The organism is Robertmurraya beringensis (assembly GCF_042433785.1).
Taxonomy (GTDB): Bacteria; Bacillota; Bacilli; order Bacillales; family Cytobacillaceae; genus Robertmurraya_A; species Robertmurraya_A beringensis.
Window position 1 is genome coordinate 207,046 of the sequence record NZ_JBHLUU010000016.1, and the last position, 26,386, is coordinate 233,431.

Genomic DNA, 26,386 nt, shown 5'->3' on the forward strand with positions numbered 1-26,386 from the left:
GGCTTATTCGACCCCAAGTATCAAATTCGTTACTTGCTCACGATTAGCTGAAATCATATCGTCTGGTACATTTTGACCGTTTGTAATATAGGCCACACCGATATGACTAGTTTTCATCAAATGGAGCATAGCACCATATGTAGATGTTTCATCAGCTTTTGTAAAAATAAATTTATTAATTTTTATTAATGAAAATTGTTCGTATATATCCATCATGTCTTTTTGTTTGGCTGTTAAAGCTAACACAAGAAATGTTTCCATATCATGTTCAAAATCAACAACCTTTTTTAAGTCCTCAACATATTGTTGATTTCTAAAGTTTCTGCCTGCGGTATCAATTAATATAATGTCGTAATCCTTAAACGCTTCACATGCTTGTTTGTAATCCTCCAAGCTGTAGCAAACCTCTAATGGAACATTTAATATTTTCGCATACGTTTTCAACTGATCAATGGCAGCAATTCGATACGTATCGGTTGTGATTAACGCTACCCTTTTTTTATACTTCAGGGCACATTCAGCAGCAATTTTGGCTAATGTTGTCGTCTTACCAACACCCGTTGGTCCCACAAGGTTTATATATTTTTTCGTAAAGGTAATTCTACCAAATGAAAGAGTGCTCAAACGATCATATAATTCTTGTCGCAACCACTTTTTTACTTCTCTTTCGTTTGCACCCGAACCATTTGAATACCATTTTTGTAGAAGTGATGTTAGGAGTTCATCCCTTATGTCCTTTGGAACTTCCTGATCCAATAAGCGCTGAACACAATTTTGTATGGGCTCAGGAAGCGGAAGATCCGTTTGCTGTTCTGTGATTGTTTGTAACATCTTTTTTAAACCTGCAATTTCAGCAAGCATGTCCACATCAGGCTTTTTATTGCCTTCGTTTGTCTGTTGTTTAGGTAGGGGGTTGGGAATAGACGGTGCTACATTCCTACTCGTAAGTGGAACCACTTCTCTATTTTCCATTGTAGGCATCGGTTTCACTATAGGCTTCACCTTCACCTTGGGCTGTTCAAATTGCATTTTTCTTTCTGCTTGAACCACTTCATCTATGGCCGCAATCACTTCAATATTTTCTTTTTTAAATAACCCTAAGAATCCGCCTGTTGTGACAATCTTAGAATTTAATATTACTGCATCGTTTCCAAGCTCCGCTCGAATCTGCTTCATTGCTTCAGGCATAGTCGGAGCTGTATATTTTTTTACCTTCAATCTATATTCACCACCCCAACGCTTTGTACTTCTACATTCGCTTCAAGCTCATTGTATGAGAGAATCGGTATCTGTGGAAAATATCGCTCTGTTAACTGTCGAACGTACATTCTTACAGCTGGTGAACATAACACAATTGGCGATTGTTCCATAATAGATAGCTGTTCTACTTGAGTAGCCAGAGACTCTAAAATAGATTGTGAAACAGAAGGGTCAAGTGCTAAGTAGTTCCCATGCTCCGTTTGTTGAATATTATCGACAATCAACTTTTCAATTTTCCCCGAAACAGTCACCACTCGAATCGTTTGACCACCGGCACGGTATTGATTAGTAATCTGTCGTGCTAGTGCTTGTCGAACGTATTCTGTTAGCAAATCGGTATCGATAGTTACCTTTCCAAAGTCGGCAAGTGTTTCAAATATAATTGGTAAGTTTCTAACAGATACATTTTCACGAAGAAGCTTCCCAAGTACTTTTTGGATTTCACCTACTGTTAAAGGATTAGGTGTTACCTCTTCTACTAAAATCGGGTAGCTTTCTTTTAAATGATCGATTAACTGCTTTGTTTCCTGTCGACCCAGTAGCTCATGTGCATTGTTTTTTATGACTTCAGTAATATGAGTCGATACAACAGACGGCGGATCGACGACTGTATATCCGAAAATTTCCGCTTGCTCTTTTACTTCTTCAGTAATCCATTTCGCTGGTAAGCCAAACGAAGGTTCAACTGTATCAATTCCCTCGATACTATCATCGTCAATTCCAGGGCTCATCGCTAAGTAATGATCCAATAACAACTCACCTCTAGCCATTTCGCTCCCTTTAATTTTCAAACGATACTCATTGGGTTGAAGCTGAATATTGTCCCGGATTCGAACAACAGGTATCACAAGACCTAATTCGATAGCAAGCTGTCTACGGATCATGACAATCCGATCAAGTAAATCTCCGCCCTGATTAGAATCAGCTAGTGGGATTAACCCGTAACCAAATTCAAATTCAATTGGATCTACATTCAGAAGACTGACCACACTTTCTGGCTTCTTCATTTCATCTGTCTGAATTTCTTCTTCCATTTCTTGAATCTCTGTCATGTCCTGCTTAGGAACTCTAGAAAACATGTACCCACCTAATACTAATAGTCCTGCGATTGGAATGGTTAATATATCTTCTATCGGCGTAAATAGACCAAGTATGAAGATTGTTCCACCGGTAATATATAGCATTTTTGGATAAGCCATTAATTGTCCAGTAATATCCGTTCCTAAATTCCCCTCTGAGGCAGCTCTTGTTACAACAATACCTGTCGCAGTTGAAATTAATAATGCAGGCAACTGACTAACAATACCATCTCCTACGGTTAGCAAAGAAAAATGTTTTGCAGCTTCAGCTATTGGTAAACCAAGTTGTGTCACACCAACAATAATCCCGAAAATCAAGTTGATCATCACAATAATGATCCCTGCAATGGCATCTCCCTTAACAAACTTACTTGCTCCGTCCATCGCTCCGTAAAAATCAGCTTCCCTGCTAACCTTCTCACGACGCTCCTTTGCTTCGTGCTCAGAAATCATTCCTGCATTTAAGTCTGCATCTATACTCATTTGCTTACCAGGCATCGCATCGAGTGTAAATCTCGCTGCAACCTCAGATACACGCTCTGATCCTTTTGTAATAACAATGAATTGGATAATAACAAGAATAATAAAAATAACAATCCCAACAATTACATTTCCCCCTACAACGAAATGGCCAAATGTTTCAACCACTCCACCCGCTTCCCCATGTGTAAGGATTGCTCTTGTTGTTGATACGTTAAGCCCCAACCTATAAAGGGTTAACAATAATAACAAGGATGGGAAAACCGAAAATTGTAAAGGTTCCTTCATATTCATACTATTTAACAGCACAAGAAGAGCCAATGAAATATTCAGCATAATTAAAATGCTTAATAACCACGTTGGGAAAGGAATAATGAGCATCGCGACAATTAATATTACGCCTACTACAACCGATAAGTCTCGTCCAGACATCACTATCTCTCCTCAAGTAATACAATAATATCTTTATATCTTTTGCTTTGTTTTATAAACAAATGCTAGAATTTCTGCAACTGCCTTAAAAAACTCCTCTGGAATGGCTTCTCCAATTTCCGCTTGACTGTATAACGCTCTAGCTAACGGGCGATTTTCCATCATAACGACATCATGCTCTTTAGCGATCATCTTAATTTTTTGAGCCATAAAATCTACGCCCTTGGCAACTACGTAAGGAGCATCCTGCTTGGCTTCATCATATTTTAAGCAAATAGCATAATGAGTTGGATTCGTAATGACAACGTCCGCTGTTGGAACATCCTGCATCATTCTTCGCATGGCCATTTCACGTTGTTTTTGCTTGATTTTCCCTTTTATTTCGGGATTTCCTTCGATATTTTTATACTCATCTTTTATATCTTGTTTAGACATTCGAATCTTTTTTTCGAAGTCATATTTTTGATACATATAATCCAGGATGGAAAGAAATAAAAGGGCTGCAGAAGCAATCAGTCCCATTTGTACAGTTAACCCCGCTAACGTAATCATAGAAGCGCCTATAGACTTTTGAGACAGAATTATGATATCTTCTTTCCGATTCCATAAAACAGCAAAGGTGACTCCACCGACAAAACTAATTTTAAGCATGGACTTTAGCAGCTCTACAATTGCACGCATTGAAAAGATATTCTTTGCTCCCTTTATCGGATCAAGCTTTTCAAGCTTAGGTTGAATCGCTTCTGTTGAGAAAAGAAATCCAAACTGAGCAAAATTCGATGCGACACCTGCTACCATAGCTACTGCCATAATTGGTGCTAAAATAAGAACGATTTCACTAAGTATTTCAAGAAACATCATTTGAATATTGCTCTCGGTTATCTCCAGTTTCATATATTCTTGGAATGAATGTTGGAATAATCGAAAAATGATATCCTTTATATATCCACCTGCAAAGAAAAGGAACAAGAAAACAGCCAGTAAGACGACGGCTGTATTCACATCCTGACTTTTTGCAACCTGACCTTTCTTCCGTGATTCCTGCCGTTTCTTTGGGGTAGCTTTTTCTGTTTTTTCCCCTGAAAAGAACTGTAAATCCAAACGTAGGGTTTTCAAGTTACAGACCCCCAATCAATTCCATTAACCCTCTCATCGTTGTTAACATCGTTTCAAATAGTGTTGCAACAGCACCCATTAATATACTCATTACAGCAATAAGAACAATAAAACCAACACCTAATTTTAGAGGCAGACCCACCACAAAAATATTTAGCTGGGGTACGGTTCTTGCTACAATTCCGAGGGCAACATCAACCAAAAATAGGCTTCCAACAATCGGTATTGATAATTGGAGGGCAACACCAAACATTTTTGAAATAGATGAAAGTATGTAATTAGGTATGCTTGCATCTCCTAGTGGAATCCAAGCTTGTTCCAAAGGAATAAATTGATAACTAAAATAAATTCCATCTAGTAAAAGATGATGTCCATTTAATGCTAATAAAAAAAACAAAGATATCGTATATAAATATTGTCCCATTAATGGACTTTGCGTTCCCGTCTGAGGGTCAATCACATTTGCAATCGCTAACCCCATTTGGAAATCAATAAAACCGCCTGCTATTTGGATGGCCGCCATAATGACATAAGCAATAAAACCCAACATAATACCAATCATCGCTTCTTTTATTATCAATAAAAAGTAAGCACCGTTTATTTCTAAAACCGGTGCATCAAATGTAAAAATCATAATCCATGATAAGAAAAATCCAAGTCCAACCTTATGAGTTGTCGGAATTGAACGATAAGAAAATAATGGCATTAATAAGAAAAAAGATGTAACCCGAACAAACACTAATAAAAATGCTGGAAATGTTGGAAGAAAATCTACCATTGGTTATCCCACATACCTTGTTAAATTAGTAAAGATTTCGTTTGCATAGGAGAGCATATGACTTAGCATCCAAGGTCCAAAAAATACTAATCCTAGCAAAACTGCAACAATTTTTGGAACGAAAGCTAGCGTTTGTTCCTGAATTTGCGTCGTCGCTTGGAATATACTTACAATTAACCCTACTATTAAAGCCAATGCTAGCAAGGGGCCACTAATCAGTATGACCATCCAAATCCCTTGTTCAGCAATGGCAATTACACTATCTGGAGTCAATCCAATCACCTTCTTAGAAGCTATCTAGTAGTGATTTAACCACTAAGTACCAACCGTCTACTAAAACAAATAGCAATATTTTAAATGGTAAAGAAATCATAACCGGTGGAAGCATCATCATACCCATGGACATTAACACACTTGCAACGATCATATCGATTACTAGAAATGGTATAAAAATCATAAAACCTATTTGAAAAGCTGTCTTTATCTCACTAATTGCAAACGCTGGTACAAGAGTGGTTAAAGGAATATCAGCCACCGTTTCTGGTCGCTCAGCCTTTGAATATTCGAGAAAAAGAGCCAAATCCTTTTGCCTCGTATGTGCACTCATGAACTCTTTTAGTGGCAAGGAAGCTCTTGAATAGGCTTCTTCAAGATTGATTTCTTCATTAAATAACGGTGTTAACGCTTGATCATTGACTTCTTGAAAGGTTGGCGCCATGATAAAAAAGCTTAAAAATAAAGCTAATCCAATTAACACTTGATTGGGCGGCATTTGTTGAGTAGCAAGCGCCGTTCTGACAAAGGAAAGAACGATTACAATTCGGACAAAGGAAGTCATTAGAACCAAAATACTAGGAGCCAAGGAAAGAACGGTAAGCATTAACAGTAGCCTTACTGAGGTAGACACATTTTCAGGATCGCTGCCGTTAAAAAACTCCATAAATTCATTCATCGCTTGTCTGACCCTTTCTTATCCATTTCATCAAAAAGCTTTTTCCTCCCTTTTGAGAGTTCCTCAAGCTGAGCTTTTAAAGTAGAGGAAAATGAGGTTTCTTCCTTACTAGTACCTTGCTTTATATTTCGTGTTCTTTCAATTAGCTTTGTCACAATATCGCTTGGTTGAACAAGCTGGTCCATACGATTGTTATAATCATTAATGATTTGGCGCGCTTCATCCTCATCATCGATTTCTTTTAGTAGCTTTACATCTTCGCCTACCCCAACTACTAACACACGGTTGCCTATTTTCACAATTTGAATGGAGCGATTTGTTCCTAGTGCTGTTCCACCTAAGTTCTCCACAAGTTGATTACTAGAGAAGGAACGACTTCTTTTATTGATAAATTTTAATACTGCATACAATAATGCAATAACAAAAATAGTTGCAAAAATCATTTTAATGAAATCCCAAAAGGTCAAACCAACTGTTGGTGTATTTTCATTATTGTCAGTCGCAGTTTCCTCATTATTTTCTACTTCTTTCAATTGATCCTCACTACATTTGCTTTCGTCCTCTAAGCAGTCCTTAATACTGTTAAATTGCTCTGCGAAGGCTCCTTGATTGGAGCCCAACAAAGCAATAAGTACTAGAAGCAACACTTTGAAGAATAACTTTCCTTTTTGCAATGCGCTGCACCTCTAACTTAAATTATTAACCAAGTGTTTTTGAGATTGCTTCAATTACACGATCCGCTTGGAAAGGTTTTACAATAAAGTCCTTTGCTCCCGCTTGGATTGCATCAATAACCATTGCTTGCTGACCCATTGCAGAACACATAATGACCTTAGCATTTGGATTAATTTTCTTAATTTCCTTTAATGCAGTAATTCCATCCATTTCTGGCATCGTGATATCCATTGTCACCAGGTCCGGGCTTGTCTCTTTGAATTTTTCAACTGCTTGAGCCCCATCTGCCGCTTCTCCAACAACTTCATATCCATTCTTGGATAGTATGTCCTTTATCATCATTCGCATAAATGCAGCATCGTCAACAATTAGAATTTTATGTGCCATGAAAATTTAACCCCCAAAAATTATCTTAATTTTTTTATTCGATCACTCTGACTAATGATGTCTGTTACGCGAACACCAAAGTTTTCATCAATGACAACAACCTCACCTTTTGCAATTAGGCGATTATTAACAAGAATATCCACTGGTTCTCCTGCTAGTTTGTCCAATTCAATAATTGAACCTGAAGATAACTCAAGAATTTCTTTAACTGACCGTCTTGTACGACCAAGTTCAACCGTAACCTGAAGAGGAATATCTAACAGCATGTCAAGGTTTTTAGACTCTGATTGCTGAAGTGGCGGATATTGCTCAAAGCTTGAAAAACTTGCTGGTTGAACATTTGGCTGTGCACCCATTGACGCATAAGGTGAACCAAAATGCTGTGGACCTTGTGGATACACTTGAGTTGGTGGGGCTTGGTAGTAGCCAGGTGGCGGTACTTGGCCCCATTGCTCTTGGTTCGGATGAGTTTGTGTTGGTGGTTGCATTTGTCCACCATAGCCTCCTTGCATTGGAGGTTGCTGCCCTGCACTTGGAATTGGTGTAGGCTCCACTAGGTCATTAGCCCTATGAGCACTCGTATCCTCTATTTTACCTGATTCCTTTTCATTTGTGGGACTTGGATTTAATAATTCTTCCACTAGTCCTTTTGCAAACTCTAATGGTACCAATTGCATGATACTAGAGTCGATTAATTCACCCACTTTTAGTCGGAAAGAAATTTTCACTAACATATCATCGACTGGAAGTCTGTCTGTCCCTTCCCCTACAAGTACATTTAACATGTCAATCGAAGGCGGTGAAATATCTACCTTTTTACTAAAAATGGTCGACATCGAAGTGGCTGAAGAGCCCATCATTTGATTCATTGCTTCTTGCACTGCACTTAATTGGATTTCTCCCATTAGGTCGGCTGGTTGTATCCCATCCCCGCCTAACATTAAATCAGCTATGATTGCTGCATCAGACTGCTGGATAACTAACAGATTGGTTCCTGAAAATCCTTCCGTATAACTCACTTGTATCGCAACATATGGTTGTGGAAATTCCTCTGCTAGTCTATTCTTTGGTATGACAACTACAGTAGGTGTGGTAATATCTACTTTTTGATTTAGAAGAGTTGATAGTGCTGTTGCTGAACTACCAAATGAAATATTACCAATCTCCCCAAGAGCATCTTGTTCCATCGAAGAAAGATAATCTTCCACATTAATGGCTTCTTCTGTTGCCATGTCATTATCAGGTTCATCTGTTCCTCTTAGAAGAGCATCTATTTCATCTTGTGAAAGCATGCCATCACTCACCATCATCGTCTCCTCCCTTCAATGTCTCTAATACTTGCACTGCAAGCTTTTTATTTACCTTTCCTGGTTGAGCTAAGAATTTAGGTATATCTCCAACTTTTATCGTTAAAGCTCCATCAATTGCCTGATTCAACTCAATCACATCACCTATATCTAGCATAAGGAAATCTTGAATGGAAATTTCCGAATGTCCAAGCTCGGCCGAAATAGGCACGGTAGCTGTTTGAATTCTTTTTTCTAATTGAGCAATCTCTTGTGGTTCTCTTTCCTTCTTTTCTGTTTGCATCCAATAGTGAACAGAAAGCTTTGGAATGATTGGTTCTAAAACAACATGTGGAATACAAATATTAATCATTCCAGTTGTTTCCCCAATCACGGTATTAAGAGAGATTACGACAACCGTCTCATTTGGAGATACCATTTGCAGAAATTGAGGATTCACCTCAAACGCAGCTAAATAAGGATCGATTTCTGAAATCGTTGACCAAGCTTCCTGTAAGTTTTCAAAGGATTTTTCAAACGTATTGGACATGATCTTTGTCTCGATTTCTGTTAAATTCTCTACTTTATTGATACTGGAGCCTCTTCCACCCATAAGGCGGTCTAGCATCGCATAGGCAATATTTGGATTCACTTCCATTAGGATTCTTCCTTCAAGTGGCGGAACCTCGAAAACGTTTAAAATTGTCATTTTCGGAATGGAGCGAATGAACTCCTCATAAGGAATTTGATCTGCTGATGCAACAGATATTTGTACATACGTACGTAATTGAGCTGAGAAATACGTGGTCAACAATCGAGCAAAATTCTCGTGTATTCGCGTTAAACTACGGATTTGATCCTTCGAGAATCTTAGTGCCCTTTTAAAATCATACACACGAACTTTCTTCTCAGATTGCTCCTTTTTTAACTCATCCGCATCCATTTCTCCAGTTGAGATTGCCGATAAGAGAGCATCTATTTCACTCTGTGAGAGTACTTCACCTGACAAATGTCCTCACCTCCGTTCTTCCTCTCTAAGGTTGCTATCTTACTGGAGGAGTGATTCTGTAATATACACATGCTCTACTTTTCCTTCTTGCATGATCTCAGAAATCTTCGTTTTTAAGTCATTCTCTAGCTTTTGCTGACCTTCTTTTCCTTTTAAATCCTCAGCAGTTTTTTCAGATAACTCTAAAATGATGATGTTTTTCACCTGGAAATCTCTTTTTTCTAATTCTTCTTTTGCTTTTACACTATCAGTTTGAATTTTGAATGAGATACGAATAAAGTCATTACTAGCAAGGTTTGCTGTCATTTGTGGAATATCTACTGATGCTTCTAGCACTTCATCAATGGTTAATTCCTTTTCTTTATCTTCCCCAGTAACCTTAAGAATCACTACAACCGCTATGGCACCAACCAGTGTTATTGCGACTAGCAAGATTGCCATAATCATGACTAGCTTATTTTTCTTCATTTTCTTTATCCTCCACCTGAAGCCGTCCTAAAAGGTTGACAGATTGATAAAACTTCTGTATTGCTTCATAAACTAGATCCTCTGCCTCTTTTACGACATATTTCCGCCCATTTGAAAGCGTGATGGTCGTATCGGGAAAAGACTCGATTGTTTCAATATAAACAGCATTTAACATGAATGACTTGCCATTTAGACGGGTTACTTTAATCACGGCTATTATTAGGGTTGAGTGTTTGGCTCAACCCTATCCCTCCCTTAGCTTATCGTTTTAAGTTTACAAGCTCTTGTAAGATTTCATCTGATGTTGTAATAATACGTGTATTTGCTTGGAATCCTCTTTGTGCAGAGATCATTTCAGTAAATTCTTCAGATAAGTCAACGTTTGACATTTCTAATGTACCAGCTGCGATTGAACCTCTACCTTCACCTGCTACATTAATATTTGCCACACCAGAGTTAATGGACTCTTGGAAAAGGTTTCCTCCAGCCTTTGTCAAACCTGATGAGTTGCTGAATTTAGCTAGAGCTAGTACACCAAGAGTTCTTACTAAACCGTTTGAATATACTCCATTGATTTCACCAGAAGAACCGATGTTAAAGCTCTCTAGAGCTCCTTCTGTGTTTCCGTTAGGATTAACTAGTGCACTTGTGCTTCCTGCCTCTTGAGTTAGCTGGTTAAAGTCAAGTTCTACAGCTATAGGATCGATACCTTCAATATTTATTGGTGTTGAGAACGTTGTAGGTCCGAATTTTTTAGTTTCAGTATTATAAGTGATTGTTGTTGTTGGAGTATCAGTGGTTCCATCTTCTTTTTTCACAGGTTTATTTACATAAACTCCCCATTGATTGTCCCCAGTTTTCGCAAAATGAACATCTATTCTATGTGCTTGTCCTGTGTTATCAATTACTTGAACCTGTTGAGTAAACGGTGTTCCATTGTTTACAGAATTGCTTGCTAAATTACCTGAAATTGAAATTTTATCAGTAGTAACCGGTGGTAATACCGCATTTACGTTAACTGCTACATCACCAAACTGATTACTTGTAGTTCCGTCTTCATTTAGTGTAAAGGCCTGTACTTTGTACCCATCGCCGTTTACTAAAGAACCATTATCATCTAAGTAGAAGTTACCTGCTCTTGTATAGAACTGTGCATCTCCTTGTTTAACCATAAAGTAACCATCACCTGAGATCGCTAAGTCAAGTGAGCGACCCGTTGTTTGCAAACTTGATTGTGTATGAATGGTATCAATGGTTGCTAATGTAGAACCAAGACCAACCTGTGTAGGGTTTTTCCCTCCTCGGTTATCTTGTGATGCACTTGCCCCTGACACCATTTGGTTCATTGTGTCTTTAAATGTTACACGACCTTTTTTGAAGCCATACGTATTTACGTTTGCAATATTGTTACCAATAACATCTAATTTAGTTTGGAAGTTTTTCATTCCACTAATACCTGAGTACATTGAACGTAGCATGATTTCATTTCCCCTTTCATAGTAAGCTACTTCTATCGGTCCGTAGCTTGTTGGCCTCCAGTTGGTCCAGCCAAAACAATTATTCTAAAATGATCGTTCCATTAATATTTGTAAAAATTTGTGCAGTAGCTTCCTGCCGATCCATAGCCGTTATCACTGTATTATTTTTTGCACTGACAATAAGGGCTGCATCCTGTAACAATACGAGCGAATCTTTAACACCCATTTTCTTCGCTTCATTTACTTTCTCTTGAATTTGGCCCCACTTGGCCTCATCGATTTGAATACCCCTTTGGGACATTCGCTCTTTTGCATGTTTACTTAATGTTAGTTTTTCTGGTTGTAATGCTTTCTGTAAATGCTGAGAGAAAGAGTCCGTGCTCGTAGGTTTAGATGTAACCGATCTTAGTTGATGGTTACTAATCGGCTGCGAATGAATCGGTCTAAACATAGACTTGTCCATTCAAACCATTCCTTTACGCTTCTATTTTTGTAATGCTTGTGCTTGACACACTCTCTCCATTTTCTAACTGAAATAATGATTTCCCATCTTTAAAGGAAACGGATGTTACCTTGGCTTGTTTTACTTCATTGTTTTCAGAAGAATAAGTGACCGTTTTTCCAATCATCATACTGGCTTGTAAAAGCATGGTGTCGCCTTTGGTGTCATTGATTTGCGAGATGTTCCCAGATGTTAAACTTGTTCCGTCCTCTAACAAGAAGGTCGCTACTCCATCTGTAAATTTCAAAGATACAATTTTTCCTGTACCTTGTTCAATTTCAGAACTTCCATCATCTGATTCCGTTAGCTTATGCCAACTAACTTCTTTCCCGATGAACTGGCTGTATGAAATTAATTGGTTTTGTTCTTGAGCACTGACTAATGATGTAATGGACTTATTCATATTCGTCATTTGTTCAAGGCTTGTAAAGGTAGCCATTTGCGCAATAAAGTCTTTATCTTGCATTGGGTTTAAAGGGTCTTGATTTTGCAACTGTGTCATTAAGATTTTTAAGAAATCATCTTTACCTAATGTATCTGAACCAGTACTACGTTGAGTAGTTTGATAGTTTGATAGTAAAAGAGATGAATTAATTGTGTTTCCCATTTGTTTCACCTACACTTCCGTATTTAAGAGTGCTTCTTCAAAGGATGAGATAAAATCTTGATCAGATGTTTGTTCTTCCTTTTGTTCAGCTTGTTCTTGCCTTGCTTGTTGTTGTTCACCCTCCCGGTTTAAGAAACGCTCTTGACCTGTTGTTTGTTGAGAAATCTCGACGCGTTCAACCTGAATGTTTTGTGAATTAAAGGCTTGCTTCAAATGGTTAAGTTGACCTTCAATTGCATCCTTTGCCGCCTGCGTTGATGTGACAATTTTCGCAACCATGACAGAATCCTGTTGAATAATCTCAATGCGTAGCGATCCTAAATGTCCTGGATTTAGCTGTAGAAACAATCTTTGGACGCCATTCACATTTGTAAATTGACTTCTAGCTAAAATATTTTCAAACTGCTTTATTAATTGTTCCGTTTGAACTTGCTTTGAACCATTTGAAACATTTAGCGTCAATTGTTCGGGTCTTGACATCTGCATAAATTGAACAGAACCAGAAATCATATCTGATTTTGATGAAGACGTACTCGTTAATTCTTCTCTTGAAGAGGAACTTGTCATAATACTCGAGAAAGTTTGTTTTAAAAAGGCTAGTCTCGAAGCAGTTTGCTCACTTTTAAACATGTTTCCCTCAAGGATGATTGTTAATTTTGCACTTAATGACTTAAAATCAAGTTTATTAGATTCTCCATTTAATGAGTCTTGATTTTTCGCCATTAGTTCATAAAGCTTTGTTGCCCTTATTAGTTTTAATGAGTCTTTATCTAGTACGCTACCCAACTGGCTCGCTGTTAAATCCCCCATTTTTTCTATGACCTGAAGCAGCTTGGCTAAGTCACTTTGACCTTCTTCACCTTCAACTTGAAGCTTGTCCATGAGGTTTGATAATAGATTTTGAAATTGGATATGACTGATTCCTAAGTAATTCTCAATCATCGTAAATAAATCTTCGTTACTATTCGATATCAATTGATCTAGTAACTGCAATCCATCTTCCACTTCTAAAAGATCATCTTTAGATAATAAAGATACAAGTTCTTTAATGTCTGTAGCAGTTAATTTCACATTCGCGGTATCAGTTGTTGTATCTTCTACAGGAGCCGTAGCTGATTGGAGAAGATTTGAAAAGGATGATTTCTCCTGGCTTGCGGAAGCCTTGTTCAACTGTGAAGCAAGCTTTTGAGTGAATCCTAGGCTCTCGATTTGCATTTTTTCAGTATCACCTCCTTTTTTATGAAATAAAACGGTTACTCTTCGTTGCTTTCAGCGGTTAGAAGCTCTGTATATTTTGCAGCGTTCTCGGCTGTCATATTTTCCATAATCGCAGCGAGTTGATCTGATTTAATCGTTGTGAGTATTTTTAGTGCTTCTTGTTCACTCATGGCTGTAATAATTGGCGCCGCCTTTTTTGCCGACATCGATTCATACGTTTTAATAATATCTTTAAACGCACGCTTGTTTTCTTCTTGAATGGCCAAGAGTTCATCAATTTGCTGCTGCAATTGTTCTTTTTCTAGATTTGATCGCTCTACTTGAGTATCTTTGCTTTCGATTTCGGATTCCAACTTTTCAATCTTGGCCTCTCGATCCTTAATCTCACCTTCTAATGCGATTATGCTCTTTTCCCACTCTTCTTCCGTTTGTGTTCCTTCTTCTGAAATTAGCGAGGAAACAAATGGAATCTGTGCACTAAGCTCTTTGGACTTTTCAAATACGTTTACCCCAGCAAAGCTTAAAACAACTAACGCAACTGTAACTAAAAACAAGAAGGGAATAAGAAAGACAAAAATAAACATTTGAAATTTATTTGATTTCTTTTCTTCTATTTCTTCAATTTCCTTTGCCATTCAATCACCTAACCTTCTCGATTCATGTACATTTGTATCGAGATATCGTCCATCTGTTTACCTTCGAATACTTTTAAATCCTCGGTAAATTTCATGTAATCCTTTTCTCGGATTTTTTCATATTTTTTTACTTCTATATTTTTTTCTAACAATTTCTCCTGAAATAGAAGCATTCTGTTTCTGGCGTTGATAACCATCTTTTGATAATGTTCAATCATCTTTTCGATATTACTAATGAACTGTTGGTGATGACGAATTTCTTGAATAGATAGTCCCCCATGTAGGCGTTCGGACTGATATACTTCAAGATCCTCTTTCCTTTTTAACAGTTCATAAAGCTTTTCTGCCACTTCTTCAAATTTTCGAACTGAATCTTGGTAGATAGAAACGGCTTCGTCTTTTTCACGTTCTTTTACAGCGAGGATTTTATGAAACTTGAACTCATATCTCATTATTAGTCACTTCTTCCAAGTAATTCATATAACGATTGGACACCTTCTTCATAGGATACCTTTTCATCAGTTGCTTGCTTAATAAACGAAATAATCTTAGGATACGAAGCAATGGCATCATCTATTTCTTTAGAAGATCCACGTTTATATGCCCCGATATTTATCAAATCCTCAGAATTGATATAAGTACTTAACAGCTCTCTCAGTTTTTCAGCAGATTTTTTATGGGCTTCAGGTACGATATTGTTCATAATTCTACTCACGCTTTTCAACACATTAACAGCCGGATACTGACCCTTATTAGCTAATGATCGATCAAGAACAAAGTGTCCGTCCAATATCCCACGAACGGTATCGGCGATCGGTTCGTTCATGTCATCTCCATCAACTAGAACCGTATAAAAAGCAGTAATTGATCCATGTTCATTCGTTCCTGTTCTTTCTAACAATCTAGGTAGGATTGCAAATACAGAAGGTGTATATCCTTTTGTTGTCGGTGGCTCCCCAATGGCCAACCCAACTTCGCGCTGGGCCATCGCAACCCTTGTCACAGAGTCCATCATCATCATGACATTTAATCCTCGATCACGAAAATACTCCGCTATCGCGGTTGCTGTAAAAGCACCCTTTATTCTCATTAGTGCTGGCTGATCGGAAGTTGCTACAACAACGATTGACCTCGCTAAACCCTCTGGTCCTAAATCCTTCTCGATAAACTCTCGAACCTCACGTCCACGTTCACCAATTAATGCGATCACATTCAAATCAGCATTTGTATTACGAGCAATCATTCCAAGCAGTGTACTTTTACCTACACCACTTCCGGCAAAAATCCCTACACGCTGACCCATACCGACTGTGAGAAGACTATCGATTAGTCGAACCCCGACTTCTACAGGTTCAGATATCGGTGGTCGTGTCATTGGATTCGGTGGATCCTGGTCTGTTCCAACCGATCCAAGTCCTTTTGGAAGCTGACTGCCATCAAGAGGTTGCCCTAAAGAATCTAGCACGCTACCGATTAAAGCTGGACCTATCTTCACCTCTAAAGGCTTCAATGTTGCCTCTACCAAACAGCCTGGCGAGATTTCATTTAAGCTTGTATACGGCATAAGCAGTATATTTTCATCCTTAAATCCAACCACCTCAGCTTGAATTTTTCGGTTGTTTTTGCCGATATGAATGTAACAAACATCACCAATTGAGCTTTCTGGACCTTGCGATTCAATCATTAGACCCACGACACGCTTCACTCTTCCATAGCGCTTAAACGTTTTCACCTGATCAATTTGTCCCAACAAATCGGCAGCTAGCACTCTATTCACTCTCCAATAGTTCGTAAAGTTTTCTTTTGATTTCATCGAGTTGTTGATCCACACTTGCATCGATACGACCATTTGCAGATTCAATAATACAGCTCTGTTCTGTTAACTCACTATCTGGAAAAATATATAATTCTGTCTCCTTTGGAAAGATTCGAATTAGATCTTCCTTTTGGACAAGCAAAAATTCGTAATGTGATGGATGAACGTGAAGCTGAATTTCACGATATTCTCTTGCTTCTTTTAATGCTTTTTTCACTAACGGTAAAAACTGCTCCGAGTCACCAGTTAGTGTGTCAGCAATAATTTTCTCAGCCACTTTCAGTGCAAGAGACAGAATGGTTCGTTCGCTTGAATCAATCTTCTTCTCATAATCATATTTTGATAAGGAAACTGTTTCCTTCGCTTGCTCAATGATGGCTTTTGCTTCATTATATCCGAGCTGTTTTCCTTCTTCCTGACCTTGCAGAAACCCTGCATTTTGAGCTTGTTCTGCCATCACTTGTAACTCCAGCTGAAACGATTGTTTCTCTAGCTCCATCTGTTCACGAACACCCGTTGCATATCCCCTTGCTTCTTGAACGATTCTGTCAGCTTCACTTTGCGCTGCCGCAAGAATCCTCTCTCTCTCTTGATAACTTACAAAAGACGACTCTTCTTCTGTATCATCGGTGTGATTCCTAATTGCTTTAATCGAAATCACTTTGTTTTCATTGGAAAATTCTTGAGGTACCCATGTTGATTTAATTAGCCTAGACAATGATGTCGTCACCTCCGCCACGAGCAACCACAATTTCTCCTGCTTCCTCTAGACGACGAATGATGGCAACGATTCTTGACTGTGCTTCCTCTACATCACGAAGACGAACCGGTCCCATAAACTCCATTTCATCCTTAAAGCTTTCAACCATACGTTTGGACATATTTCCAAACACGATATCCTTGACTTCGTCGCTTGATACTTTTAGTGACAGTTTTAGATCTTCGTTGTCACAGTCACGAATAATCCTTTGAATTGCACGGCTATCGAGTGTAACAATATCTTCAAATACAAACATTCTTTTCTTAATTTCTTCCGCTAATTCTGGGTCTTGAATTTCTAGTGCATCTAGGATCGTTCTTTCAGTTGCACGGTCGACTCCGTTTAACACTTCCACAACAGCCTCAATACCGCCCGTTTGCGTATAGTCCTGAGTCACAGATGCAGACAGCTTTCGCTCTAAAATTTGCTCAACTTCATTTATTATTTCAGGAGAGGTACTATCCATTACTGCAATTCTTCTAGCAATATCAGCTTGAACTTCTTGAGGAAGCTCAGATAAAATTTGTCCTGCTTGGGCCGAATCCAAATAAGATAAAATAAGTGCGATCGTCTGCGGATGCTCATTTTGAATAAAATTAAAAATTTGTCCTGGATCCGCTTTTCTAGCAAAATCAAAAGGTCGAACTTGAAGGGATGAAGTTAAACGGTTAATGATAACAGCAGCCTGCTCAGTCCCTAGTGCTTTTTCAAGAACCGTTTTTGCATACCCAATACCGCCTTGTGATATATAGTCCTGAGCTAGTGCAATATTATGAAACTCTTCAAGAATTTCTTCTTTTGCAGTAGATTCCACTTTTTTTACCCCGGAAATTTCTAGCGTTAATTTTTCTATCTCTTCTTCACTTAAGTGTTTATATACTGATGCAGACACATCCGGCCCAAGTGAAATGAGAAGAATGGCTGCTTTTTGTTTACCTGTTAATTCCTTTTGATCTCTTTTTGCCACCTTCACGCACTCCTCCTAGTCTTCAGCAATCCATGAACGCAATAGTTTTGCGAAATCCTCTGGCTTTTCTTTCGCCATTTTTTCTAGTTGTTTCTTTCTCAACGATCCTTCTGTTTCTTCCTTATCTTCATCAAGGTCACCAATAGAAATAGGTGTGTAATGATCAAATGCTACATCTTCTTCCTCTTGTACCTTCTTCTTTCTTGCTCTCATAAACAGAATAATTAACACGATAATAGCAGCTAGAAGGACTCCACCGATTGCGTATACCCACCATGGAATAGATGCCGTCTGAGTATCTTCAAACTCTACCTTCCCGTTAAATGGTTGAACCGATACAAGAATCTTTTCCTGTATTGCCTCATCCGTTAGTTGACCATTGACCGTTGTTTTATCAATAGACGTACGAACAATTGAAGCCAACATTTGCGTAATATCATCCACACGTTCTTGAGGCAATGTAGTTGGATCATCCGGCGTTGGAGGTTCCACCATAACCTGAATACCTAAGTCTCTAATTTTATAAGGACTCTCAACAATTTCTTTACGGATTTTATTCACTTCATAGTTGATTGTCTCTTCAATTCTTTCATAATCACCAGTTCCAGTTGCACCCTCAAGGTAGCCTGTACCAAGAGAGTCCGCTGCATCTTCAGTAACTGGTTCGCCACCAACATCAGCTGCATCACCAGTAAAGGTTTCAGTGATTTTTTGGGCACTTGCCGCAATACCTTCCATGTTCTCTTCATCTACAGGAGTTACAAGATTTTCTTCACGATTTTCTTGTGTAAAGTCAACATCTGCAGTAACAATTACTGCTACTTTGTCTTGTCCCATTAAGGTACCAAGCATACTTTGTACTTGTCGTTGAACATCACGTTCAATTTGTTTTTTGATATCATTTTGAGCAGCAAAAGTCGAACCTGAAGAATTTTCTTCATTATTTAAGTCAAAGTACTCAAAGTTTTGGTTCGTAATGACGATATTATCTGTAGGGAGATTGGGAACACTCTTTGATACTAGATGGTACAACGCTTTGATCTGGCTTTCCTCAAATTCATAACCAGGTTTTGTGTTCAGTACAATAGAAGCACTGGCCGCTTCTGATGCATCTGTTACAAAGATCCCTTTCTCTGGAAGATTAATCATAACCTTCGCATCATTAATCCCTTCTATACCTTTCATTAAGTTCGCTAACTCTGTTTGCATTGCGTCAAGCTTCATGACATTAAACTCGTTCTCAGTCATGCCAATTCCTGCATTTTGACTAAAAAATGAATAATCAATGCTTCCTGAATTAGGTATTCCTTCCGCAGCAAGTTCAACCTTCAACGTATCAATGCTCTCTTTAGGCGCCAATATCGTCGTTCCATTATCAGCAATCTCAGATACAATTCCTCTTGCATCTAAGCTTTCTTTAATTGCCCCCGTTTCGGCTGGCGACAAATTACTATATAAAGGTTCTAAAGTCGTTCTAGTTGCAAAAAACGTTACTAATGAAATTAGTGTCACTAATGACACTAAACCGCCAACAAAGAACATTTTTTGCTTTTTAGAACGACTTGTCCAATATTCTTTTATTGCATGTAATTGTTTTTGCAATTGGTTCATCACGTTCCTCCGGTTCAGTGTGTCATGCCAAAAGGTGCCTAAAGCACCTTTCCAACACGAAAGCTATTAAACTTGCATTCTCATTACTTCTTGATATGCTTCAATTACTTTATTTCTCACTTCAATCGTTGCTGACATGGTAATGCTTGCTTTTTGACTTGCAATCATCACTTGGTGAAGATCTACATTTTCGCCTTTTGCCAATTTCTCTGTCATCACATCTGATTGATTTTGTGCTTCATTAACTTTATCAATTGAATCCTTTAATACGGACGCAAAACTCTTTTGTGCTTCGAATGGTGTAGTAGATGGTGCAGAAACTGCTGCATTTGATTGAAAAACTTTAGATACAGATGGAATAGATATCGTCATCATTTAATCTCCCTTTTATTTACCGATCTCTAATGCTTTCATAAGCATTCCTTTAGATGCGTTCATTACAGTCACGTTTGCTTCATATGATCTAGTCGCGCTAATTAAATCCACCATTTCACGTAGTGGATCGACATTCGGTAGTTCTACATAGCCATTTTCATCCGAGTCAGGATGTTCAGGATCATATACAAGTTTAAAAGGAGTTTCTGTGTCTTCAACAATTTTTGAAACTTTTACTCCGTTTCCAGCACCTGTCGATTGTTTTGACATTGCTTGGCTTATAAAAGAAGAAAAGTTTCCTTCCTTAGGCTGAAGTACAACTGATTTCCTTCTATAACCCGCTGTGTCTACGTTAGCCATATTGGAAGAGATCACATCCATGCGCAATCTTTGTGCCGTTAAAGCAGATGCTGAAGTATTGATGCTATGAAAAATAGACATGGTTATCTTCCTCCTTTTATGACTGTTTGTAGCGAGTTGAATTTTCCACTAATTCGTTCGATCATGGCATTATAATAAATTTGATTGGTTGCAAGGTCTGACATTTCTTTATCAATATCCACATTGTTTCCCGTGTGGTTGTATGATGTAGTACGATCCGTAGATATCGTTACTCCCGCTTGTCCTGAGCTTTGAATGGCCATATGCTTACTGTTCGTTTGTTTCCCGGTCACAGTTGATATCGCATCATTCAGTTCTGACTTAAAGCTAACATTTTTAGCCTTATACCCTGGAGTATCGGCGTTCGATATATTTTGAGCGATCACTTTTTGTTTTGTAGAAGAATAATTCAACGCATTTTCAAGCGTATTAATTGTATTTGAAAAGAGCTTCAAGTTCTCCACCTCATATATAAATATATATATTTGTTGATTGGTGCAGAAACTTGTAGTTTTACGTCGGATTCTGCAAAACAATCATACTACTAATTTTAATAAATCGCATATAGGATGTCTATCTCAATACGGGCGAAATACTTAATCTATAAGTCCTATTTTAATCGAATTGTCCTATAAGCAAAACACTGAAAAGATTGGATTCATGTACATATTTTTGACATTTTTTCAGTTCATCAGGTCCATTTGTTTACTAAGAACAAGGAACTAGTAGGAATGTCTTATTTTTGTAATTGTGTATTTAGAATAAGCGAACACATTTTCATTGTAAAGAAAAAGTAGAATTCTGTCGAAATGTACCATAAAAAAACTCCTTATTTCTAATCGAAATAAGGAGTTTTTCATTAGTTAGATTTTAATTTACTTAATTCTATTAAGAACTTGTCGTTTAGAACTTTAATATATGTTCCTTTCATACCTAACGAACGTGATTCAATAACACCAGCACTTTCTAGTTTTCTAAGTGCGTTGACAATCACAGATCTTGTAATTCCTACACGATCAGCAATTTTTGAAGCAACTAATAACCCTTCTTTTCCACTAAGTTCTTCAAAAATATGCTCGATTGCTTCTAGCTCACTATAAGATAACGAGCTAATTGCCATTTGTACTACTGCCTTACTTCTAGCTTCTTCTTCAATTTCTTCTGCCTTTTCTCTTAGAATCTCCATCCCTACAACTGTAGAGCCATATTCTGCAAGAATTAGATCATCATCATGGAATTGCTCTTGCGTTCTAGCTAGGATTAATGTTCCTAGTCTTTCTCCGCCACCAATGATTGGAACGATCGTTGTTAAACCATTTTTGAATAGATCTTTGTTTTCCACTGGAAAAGCTGTGTATTCACTATTAACATCTAGGTTAGGTGATGTTTCATTGATGTTAAATAGGTTGTTTGTATACTCTTCAGGGAATTGACGATCTTCTAGCATTTTCTTAATACGTTCATTTTCAATCTGTTGGTTTACCGCAAAGCCTAATAATTTCCCACGGCGACTTACGATAAAAATATTAGCTTCGATGACTTCACTTAGTGTTTCTGACATTTCTTTAAAGTTAACCGGTTTTCCTGCTGCCTTTTGAAGTAAGGCATTAATCTTTCTTGTTTTTGACAGTAAATCCATTTGTTCTTCCTCCTAATTAGCTAAAACCATTGAGTAGCACTTACTCTGAATTCTGCATATGTATTGAACTGTTATGTGTCACATAATATACGTTTGATTCCCCCAACACGAGGGAATCAAACTCATGAATTACAAAATAAATTGACTTAAGTCTTTATTACGCGAAATGGCTCCGAGCTTTTCTTCTACGTATTGTGGTGTGATTGTGATTTTTTCCATTGTGATATCCGGTGCTTCAAAAGACAAGTCCTCTAGAAGCTTTTCTAAAATGGTATGCAATCTTCTTGCTCCAATGTTATCCGTATTTTGATTTACATCATAAGCAACTTCTGCAATCTTACGAATAGCATCGTCAGAAAATTCAATTTCTATACCTTCCGTCACTAACAATGCTTGATATTGCTTAATAAGTGCATTATCAGGTTCAATTAGTATCTTATAAAAATCGTCTACCGTTAATTTTGTTAATTCTACTCTAATTGGAAAACGTCCCTGAAGCTCCGGTATTAAATCAGACGGCTTCGCGACATGGAATGCTCCCGCTGCCATAAATAGAATATGGTCTGTCTTCACTGATCCATACTTCGTAACGACAGTCGAACCTTCAACAACTGGAAGAATATCTCGTTGTACGCCCTCTCGAGAAACGTCAGCAGATGATCCTCCTCCGTTTTTGCTAGCAATTTTATCAATTTCATCAATGAAGATGATTCCTGTTTGCTCAGCACGGAAAACAGCCTCAGACGTTACTTCATCCATATCAATCAGCTTTGAGGCTTCCTCATTCGTTAACACTTTTCTTGCATCGCGAACCGAAAGCTTCCGTTTTTTTCGTTTCTTCGGCATTAAGCCACTTAAAGCATCCTGCATATTCATTCCCATTTGCTCCATGCCTGAACCTTGAAGCATATCAAACATAGATGGTTGCTGTTCTTCTACTTCAACAGAAACCATTTCATTTTCAAGCTCTCCTTTAGAAAGCTTTTCGGCAACAACCTTCCTTTTTTCAACGATATTCATGTCTTCAGTAGGTGTTGGTTCTTGTTCCTGTGCACCACCTCCACCGAATAGCATCTCTAAAGGATTTTTATAGCCTGTTGCTTTTTTCGCAGAAGGAACTAACAAATCAACTAGTCGTTTATTTGCATTTTCCTCTGCTCGTTCTTTCACTTTTTGCATTTTTTCTTCTTTTACAAGTCTAACTGCGGTTTCTACGAGATCTCTTACCATGGATTCAACATCACGGCCCACGTAGCCCACTTCCGTAAACTTTGTCGCTTCAACCTTCACAAACGGAGCTGATACAAGCTTTGCCATTCGTCTAGCAATTTCTGTCTTTCCGACACCCGTAGGTCCGATCATTAATATATTCTTAGGACTGATTTCATCCCTTAAACCTTCGTCAAGTAAACTACGTCGATAACGGTTTCTCAGTGCAACCGCTACTGCTTTCTTTGCATCCTTCTGCCCAATGATATACTGATCCAATCGTTCAACAATCTGACGTGGGGTTAGATTTGTCCCTTTAGTGACCATTCGATCCCTCCTAAAGCTCTTCAACGATAATATTGTGATTTGTATATACGCAAATTTCAGCGGCAATCTCAAGGGAAGCCTTTGCGATTTCCTTTGCCGTTAGATGCTCTCCGGAATACTTCTTTAATGCTCTTCCGGCAGATAGTGCATAATTTCCACCAGATCCAATCGCAAGGATTCCATCATCTGGTTCAATAATCTCTCCTGTACCAGAAACCAATAGCATATCCGTATCGTTCATTACGATTAGCATGGCTTCAAGACGTCGTAGAACTTTATCGCTTCTCCACTGTTTTGCAAGTTCAACAGATGCTCGTTGTAGATTGCCATTATACTCTTCTAACTTACTTTCAAACATTTCAAAAAGAGTAAAGGCATCCGCAACAGATCCGGCAAATCCTGCTAAAACCCTCCCGTTAAATAACTTTCTAACCTTACGAGCTGTATGTTTCATCACAACAGCATTGCCAAAGGTTACTTGACCATCTCCAGACATAGCACATTGACCATTATGACGAACAGCAAAAATAGTTGTTGCATGAAATTGCGTCATATTATTCCTCCTAAAGCTTAAGCCCGGGGGTGGTGGGCCATATATGTTTTTCGCAAGTAATCATTTGTAACATGTGAATAAATTTGTGTAGAAGACAAAAACGAATGCCCTAACAACTCTTGAACACTCCTCATATCTGCTCCGTTATTAAGGAGATGTGTCGCAAAGGAATGCCTTAGTTTATGCGGATGGATGGACCCGTTTAAAGATGATTTTTTTATCATTCGATCCAGAATATGTCTCACTCCGTTTGTTGTAAGTGGTTCTCCACGAAAGTTAACAAACAAGGAATCATGTGAATGCTTTTCTCCAAGAAGTGCTTTTCTGCCATTGTTGATATATGTATCAATCGCTTCTTGAGCAAAGCTACCAAATGGAATGTATCGATCCTTTTGGCCTTTCCCATGAACAAGTACCGTTCCAATGTATAAATCAATATCTTTTAATCGAAGCTGACAACATTCACTAACTCGCATTCCTGTAGCATATAAAATTTCAAGCAAGGCAAGATCTCTTTGGCCGACAGGGGTATTAGCATCACAACTCAAAAATAATGCTTTAATCTCCTCTTCATAAAAAAAATCGGGCAATCTCTTTTCTTGCTTTGGCATAATCACTTGTGCAAAAGGATTATTCTGAACGAGATTATCTCGTAATAAAAACCGGTAAAAGCTTCTCATACTAGATATTTTTCTCGCCACAGATTTTCTTGCTAGATTCTTCTCAAAAAGCTTCGTTAAATACAGCCTAACATCGGAGTACTCGACATTAGCATAATCAGCTAACGATTGCTCCTTCATAAAAAGAGTAAAATCCCTAACATCCACTTGATAATGCTCAATTGTATATTGTGAATAATTTCTTTCTATTTGTAAATATTCAAAAAATAACTTTGCTGAATCGTTCACATCTTCTGACAATATTCGTCACCTCACAAAGGCTCCTAAATCGTATCACACTTCACATACCCTTGCAAGCAATTTACAAATTTTTCACAAAGTTCTGAATTGTTTCTAATGCTCGGTTTGCATGATGCTCTGCTCTTTCCTTTTTTCCTCTGATTTTAGTCGGTAACTCTGGGAACAAACCAAAGTTCGCATTCATCGGCTGAAAATTCTTTGCGCTTGCACTCGTGATGTATCTTGCCATACTCCCGATCGCAGTTTCTTCCGGAAACACAACAAGCTCTTCTCCTTGTACAAGTTTGGCTGCATTAAGCCCAGCAACTAATCCACTTGCTGCAGACTCCACATAGCCCTCTACTCCTGTCATTTGACCAGCAAAGAATAAATCCTTACGATTTTTGAATTGATAGGTCGGTTCGAGTACTTTAGGTGAATTAATAAAGGTATTTCTGTGCATAACACCATACCTTACGATTTCAGCATTTTCTAATCCAGGGATTAATTGAAGAACCTCCTTTTGTGGTCCCCACTTCAAATGTGTCTGAAATCCAACAATATTATAGAGTGTTCCTGCAGCATCATCCTGTCTAAGCTGAACTACAGCAAACGGACGCTTTCCTGTTTTTGGGTCCTCAAGGCCAACTGGCTTCATTGGACCAAAAAGCATGGTTTTCTTTCCGCGACTAGCCATTACCTCAATCGGCATACATCCTTCAAAGAAAATTTCTTTTTCAAACTCTTTCAATGGAACCGTTTCTGCTGAAACAAGTGCCTCGTAAAAACGATCAAACTCTTCTTCGGTCATAGGGCAGTTTAAATATGCTGCCTCCCCTTTATCGTAACGGGATTTTAAATACACCTTCTCCATATCAATGCTATCTTTTTCAATGATAGGAGCTGCAGCGTCATAAAAGTATAAATATTCCTCGCCAGTCAGTTCTTGCAGCTTAGCTGAAAGCGCCGGACTTGTTAAAGGTCCCGTTGCAATAACAGTAGGCCCCTCTGGAATTTCTGTTATTTCCTCATTGATCACTGTTACATTGGGATGATTTTTCACCTTATCTGTTACATGAGCAGCAAACTCATGACGATCCACGGCAAGCGCACCTCCTGCTGGAACTGCACAAGCATCTGCAGAAGCGATAATAACAGAATCTAGCTTTCGCATTTCTTCCTTCAGGACTCCAACTGCATTTGTTAAATTATTTGCGCGAAGGGAGTTACTGCAAACTAACTCAGCAAATTTATCTGTATGATGCGCAGGAGTTTGCTTCACTGGTCTCATTTCGTACAAGCGAACCTTTATTCCCCTCTTTGCAAGTTGCCAAGCGGCTTCACTTCCAGCTAAACCTGCTCCTATTACATTCACTGTTGCATCTATCATTTTATGAACCTCCAATAGCTCGTATGTATCTTTTTTGATATTAGCTTTTCCATATTCCATCTGCATTTTACACTACGTTTGAGAAACTTAAAAGTTT

General features: G+C 38.2%; 30 protein-coding genes. All 30 read right to left on the minus strand.

The genetic code is table 11. The features are described from left to right. Positions 1 to 3 precede the first annotated feature (3 nt). A complete protein-coding gene (gene flhF, locus ACFFHF_RS05315) occupies positions 4 to 1,218 on the minus strand; it encodes a flagellar biosynthesis GTPase FlhF (RefSeq protein WP_377057682.1) in 1,215 nt (404 codons plus the stop codon). Then, a complete protein-coding gene (gene flhA / locus ACFFHF_RS05320; RefSeq protein ID WP_160545584.1) occupies positions 1,215 to 3,251 on the minus strand; it encodes a flagellar biosynthesis protein FlhA in 2,037 nt (678 codons plus the stop codon). The genes flhF and flhA overlap by 4 nt, the downstream gene beginning before the upstream one ends. A 33-nt stretch (positions 3,252 to 3,284) precedes the next feature. After that, positions 3,285 to 4,367 (minus strand): flagellar biosynthesis protein FlhB, encoded by a 1,083-nt coding sequence (gene flhB, locus ACFFHF_RS05325; protein WP_160545585.1) that lies wholly within the window; start codon positions 4,365 to 4,367, stop codon positions 3,285 to 3,287. A gap of 1 nt (position 4,368) precedes the next feature. Beyond that, the gene (gene fliR, locus ACFFHF_RS05330) at positions 4,369 to 5,145 is read right to left on the minus strand and encodes a flagellar biosynthetic protein FliR (protein ID WP_160545586.1); all 777 of its coding nucleotides are present in this window, start codon (positions 5,143 to 5,145) and stop codon (positions 4,369 to 4,371) included. Positions 5,146 to 5,148: 3 nt separating this feature from the next. Continuing rightward, positions 5,149 to 5,418, minus strand: a complete 270-nt coding sequence (fliQ, locus tag ACFFHF_RS05335; protein WP_160545587.1) for a flagellar biosynthesis protein FliQ — start codon at positions 5,416 to 5,418, stop codon at positions 5,149 to 5,151. A 13-nt stretch (positions 5,419 to 5,431) separates the two neighbouring features. Then, positions 5,432 to 6,097 carry a flagellar type III secretion system pore protein FliP gene (gene fliP / locus ACFFHF_RS05340; protein WP_160545588.1) on the minus strand — a complete coding sequence of 222 codons (666 nt, stop codon included), beginning with the start codon at positions 6,095 to 6,097 and terminating at the stop codon, positions 5,432 to 5,434. Continuing rightward, on the minus strand, positions 6,094 to 6,771 hold the full coding sequence (locus ACFFHF_RS05345; protein ID WP_160545589.1) for a flagellar biosynthetic protein FliO: 678 nt from the start codon (positions 6,769 to 6,771) through the stop codon (positions 6,094 to 6,096). The genes fliP and ACFFHF_RS05345 overlap by 4 nt, the downstream gene beginning before the upstream one ends. A gap of 25 nt (positions 6,772 to 6,796) precedes the next feature. After that, a complete protein-coding gene (gene cheY, locus ACFFHF_RS05350; protein ID WP_160545590.1) occupies positions 6,797 to 7,159 on the minus strand; it encodes a chemotaxis protein CheY in 363 nt (120 codons plus the stop codon). 20 nt (positions 7,160 to 7,179) lie between these two features. Then, on the minus strand, positions 7,180 to 8,466 hold the full coding sequence (gene fliY / locus ACFFHF_RS05355) for a flagellar motor switch phosphatase FliY (RefSeq protein ID WP_160545720.1): 1,287 nt from the start codon (positions 8,464 to 8,466) through the stop codon (positions 7,180 to 7,182). After that, the gene (fliM, locus tag ACFFHF_RS05360; protein WP_160545591.1) at positions 8,456 to 9,454 is read right to left on the minus strand and encodes a flagellar motor switch protein FliM; all 999 of its coding nucleotides are present in this window, start codon (positions 9,452 to 9,454) and stop codon (positions 8,456 to 8,458) included. Before fliM ends, fliY begins: the two co-directional genes overlap by 11 nt. Positions 9,455 to 9,493: 39 nt before the next feature. Beyond that, complete coding sequence (gene fliL / locus ACFFHF_RS05365; RefSeq protein ID WP_160545592.1) at positions 9,494 to 9,922, minus strand: flagellar basal body-associated protein FliL; 429 nt, start codon at positions 9,920 to 9,922, stop codon at positions 9,494 to 9,496. Next, entirely contained in the window at positions 9,909 to 10,133 is a 225-nt protein-coding gene (locus tag ACFFHF_RS05370) for a flagellar FlbD family protein (RefSeq protein WP_377057683.1), read from the minus strand. Before ACFFHF_RS05370 ends, fliL begins: the two co-directional genes overlap by 14 nt. Before the next feature lie 49 nt (positions 10,134 to 10,182). After that, positions 10,183 to 11,400 (minus strand): flagellar hook protein FlgE, encoded by a 1,218-nt coding sequence (locus ACFFHF_RS05375; RefSeq protein WP_160545594.1) that lies wholly within the window; start codon positions 11,398 to 11,400, stop codon positions 10,183 to 10,185. Positions 11,401 to 11,479: 79 nt separating this feature from the next. Next, on the minus strand, positions 11,480 to 11,863 hold the full coding sequence (locus ACFFHF_RS05380) for a TIGR02530 family flagellar biosynthesis protein (protein WP_160545595.1): 384 nt from the start codon (positions 11,861 to 11,863) through the stop codon (positions 11,480 to 11,482). A 13-nt stretch (positions 11,864 to 11,876) separates the two neighbouring features. Beyond that, entirely contained in the window at positions 11,877 to 12,509 is a 633-nt protein-coding gene (gene flgD, locus ACFFHF_RS05385) for a flagellar hook assembly protein FlgD (protein ID WP_160545596.1), read from the minus strand. Positions 12,510 to 12,518: 9 nt separating this feature from the next. Continuing rightward, positions 12,519 to 13,724 carry a flagellar hook-length control protein FliK gene (locus ACFFHF_RS05390; RefSeq protein WP_160545597.1) on the minus strand — a complete coding sequence of 402 codons (1,206 nt, stop codon included), beginning with the start codon at positions 13,722 to 13,724 and terminating at the stop codon, positions 12,519 to 12,521. Positions 13,725 to 13,762: 38 nt separating this feature from the next. Further along, on the minus strand, positions 13,763 to 14,362 hold the full coding sequence (locus ACFFHF_RS05395) for a MotE family protein (RefSeq protein WP_160545598.1): 600 nt from the start codon (positions 14,360 to 14,362) through the stop codon (positions 13,763 to 13,765). A gap of 8 nt (positions 14,363 to 14,370) precedes the next feature. Next, positions 14,371 to 14,814 carry a flagellar export protein FliJ gene (gene fliJ / locus ACFFHF_RS05400; RefSeq protein ID WP_160545599.1) on the minus strand — a complete coding sequence of 148 codons (444 nt, stop codon included), beginning with the start codon at positions 14,812 to 14,814 and terminating at the stop codon, positions 14,371 to 14,373. Positions 14,815 to 14,816: 2 nt separating this feature from the next. Then, positions 14,817 to 16,130, minus strand: coding sequence for a flagellar protein export ATPase FliI (gene fliI, locus ACFFHF_RS05405; RefSeq protein WP_377057705.1), 1,314 nt, complete (start codon positions 16,128 to 16,130; stop codon positions 14,817 to 14,819). Between the two features lies 1 nt (position 16,131). Next, the gene (gene fliH / locus ACFFHF_RS05410; RefSeq protein WP_160545600.1) at positions 16,132 to 16,896 is read right to left on the minus strand and encodes a flagellar assembly protein FliH; all 765 of its coding nucleotides are present in this window, start codon (positions 16,894 to 16,896) and stop codon (positions 16,132 to 16,134) included. Further along, positions 16,889 to 17,905, minus strand: a complete 1,017-nt coding sequence (gene fliG / locus ACFFHF_RS05415) for a flagellar motor switch protein FliG (RefSeq protein WP_340903197.1) — start codon at positions 17,903 to 17,905, stop codon at positions 16,889 to 16,891. The genes fliH and fliG overlap by 8 nt, the downstream gene beginning before the upstream one ends. 15 nt (positions 17,906 to 17,920) lie before the next feature. Beyond that, positions 17,921 to 19,516, minus strand: coding sequence for a flagellar basal-body MS-ring/collar protein FliF (gene fliF, locus ACFFHF_RS05420; protein ID WP_377057684.1), 1,596 nt, complete (start codon positions 19,514 to 19,516; stop codon positions 17,921 to 17,923). Positions 19,517 to 19,582: 66 nt separating this feature from the next. Next, positions 19,583 to 19,891, minus strand: a complete 309-nt coding sequence (fliE, locus tag ACFFHF_RS05425) for a flagellar hook-basal body complex protein FliE (RefSeq protein WP_377057685.1) — start codon at positions 19,889 to 19,891, stop codon at positions 19,583 to 19,585. A 12-nt stretch (positions 19,892 to 19,903) separates the two neighbouring features. Then, positions 19,904 to 20,332 carry a flagellar basal body rod protein FlgC gene (gene flgC, locus ACFFHF_RS05430; RefSeq protein WP_160545602.1) on the minus strand — a complete coding sequence of 143 codons (429 nt, stop codon included), beginning with the start codon at positions 20,330 to 20,332 and terminating at the stop codon, positions 19,904 to 19,906. 2 nt (positions 20,333 to 20,334) lie between these two features. Next, a complete protein-coding gene (flgB, locus tag ACFFHF_RS05435) occupies positions 20,335 to 20,727 on the minus strand; it encodes a flagellar basal body rod protein FlgB (RefSeq protein ID WP_160545603.1) in 393 nt (130 codons plus the stop codon). A gap of 404 nt (positions 20,728 to 21,131) precedes the next feature. Then, positions 21,132 to 21,911, minus strand: a complete 780-nt coding sequence (codY, locus tag ACFFHF_RS05440) for a GTP-sensing pleiotropic transcriptional regulator CodY (RefSeq protein ID WP_160545604.1) — start codon at positions 21,909 to 21,911, stop codon at positions 21,132 to 21,134. A 129-nt stretch (positions 21,912 to 22,040) separates the two neighbouring features. Continuing rightward, a complete protein-coding gene (hslU, locus tag ACFFHF_RS05445; RefSeq protein WP_160545605.1) occupies positions 22,041 to 23,447 on the minus strand; it encodes an ATP-dependent protease ATPase subunit HslU in 1,407 nt (468 codons plus the stop codon). A 10-nt stretch (positions 23,448 to 23,457) separates the two neighbouring features. Beyond that, complete coding sequence (hslV, locus tag ACFFHF_RS05450) at positions 23,458 to 24,000, minus strand: ATP-dependent protease subunit HslV (protein ID WP_160545606.1); 543 nt, start codon at positions 23,998 to 24,000, stop codon at positions 23,458 to 23,460. Positions 24,001 to 24,017: 17 nt separating this feature from the next. Further along, positions 24,018 to 24,920, minus strand: coding sequence for a tyrosine recombinase XerC (gene xerC, locus ACFFHF_RS05455; protein ID WP_160545607.1), 903 nt, complete (start codon positions 24,918 to 24,920; stop codon positions 24,018 to 24,020). Between the two features lie 61 nt (positions 24,921 to 24,981). Further along, positions 24,982 to 26,289 carry an FADH(2)-oxidizing methylenetetrahydrofolate--tRNA-(uracil(54)-C(5))-methyltransferase TrmFO gene (gene trmFO / locus ACFFHF_RS05460; protein ID WP_160545608.1) on the minus strand — a complete coding sequence of 436 codons (1,308 nt, stop codon included), beginning with the start codon at positions 26,287 to 26,289 and terminating at the stop codon, positions 24,982 to 24,984. Positions 26,290 to 26,386 lie beyond the last annotated feature (97 nt).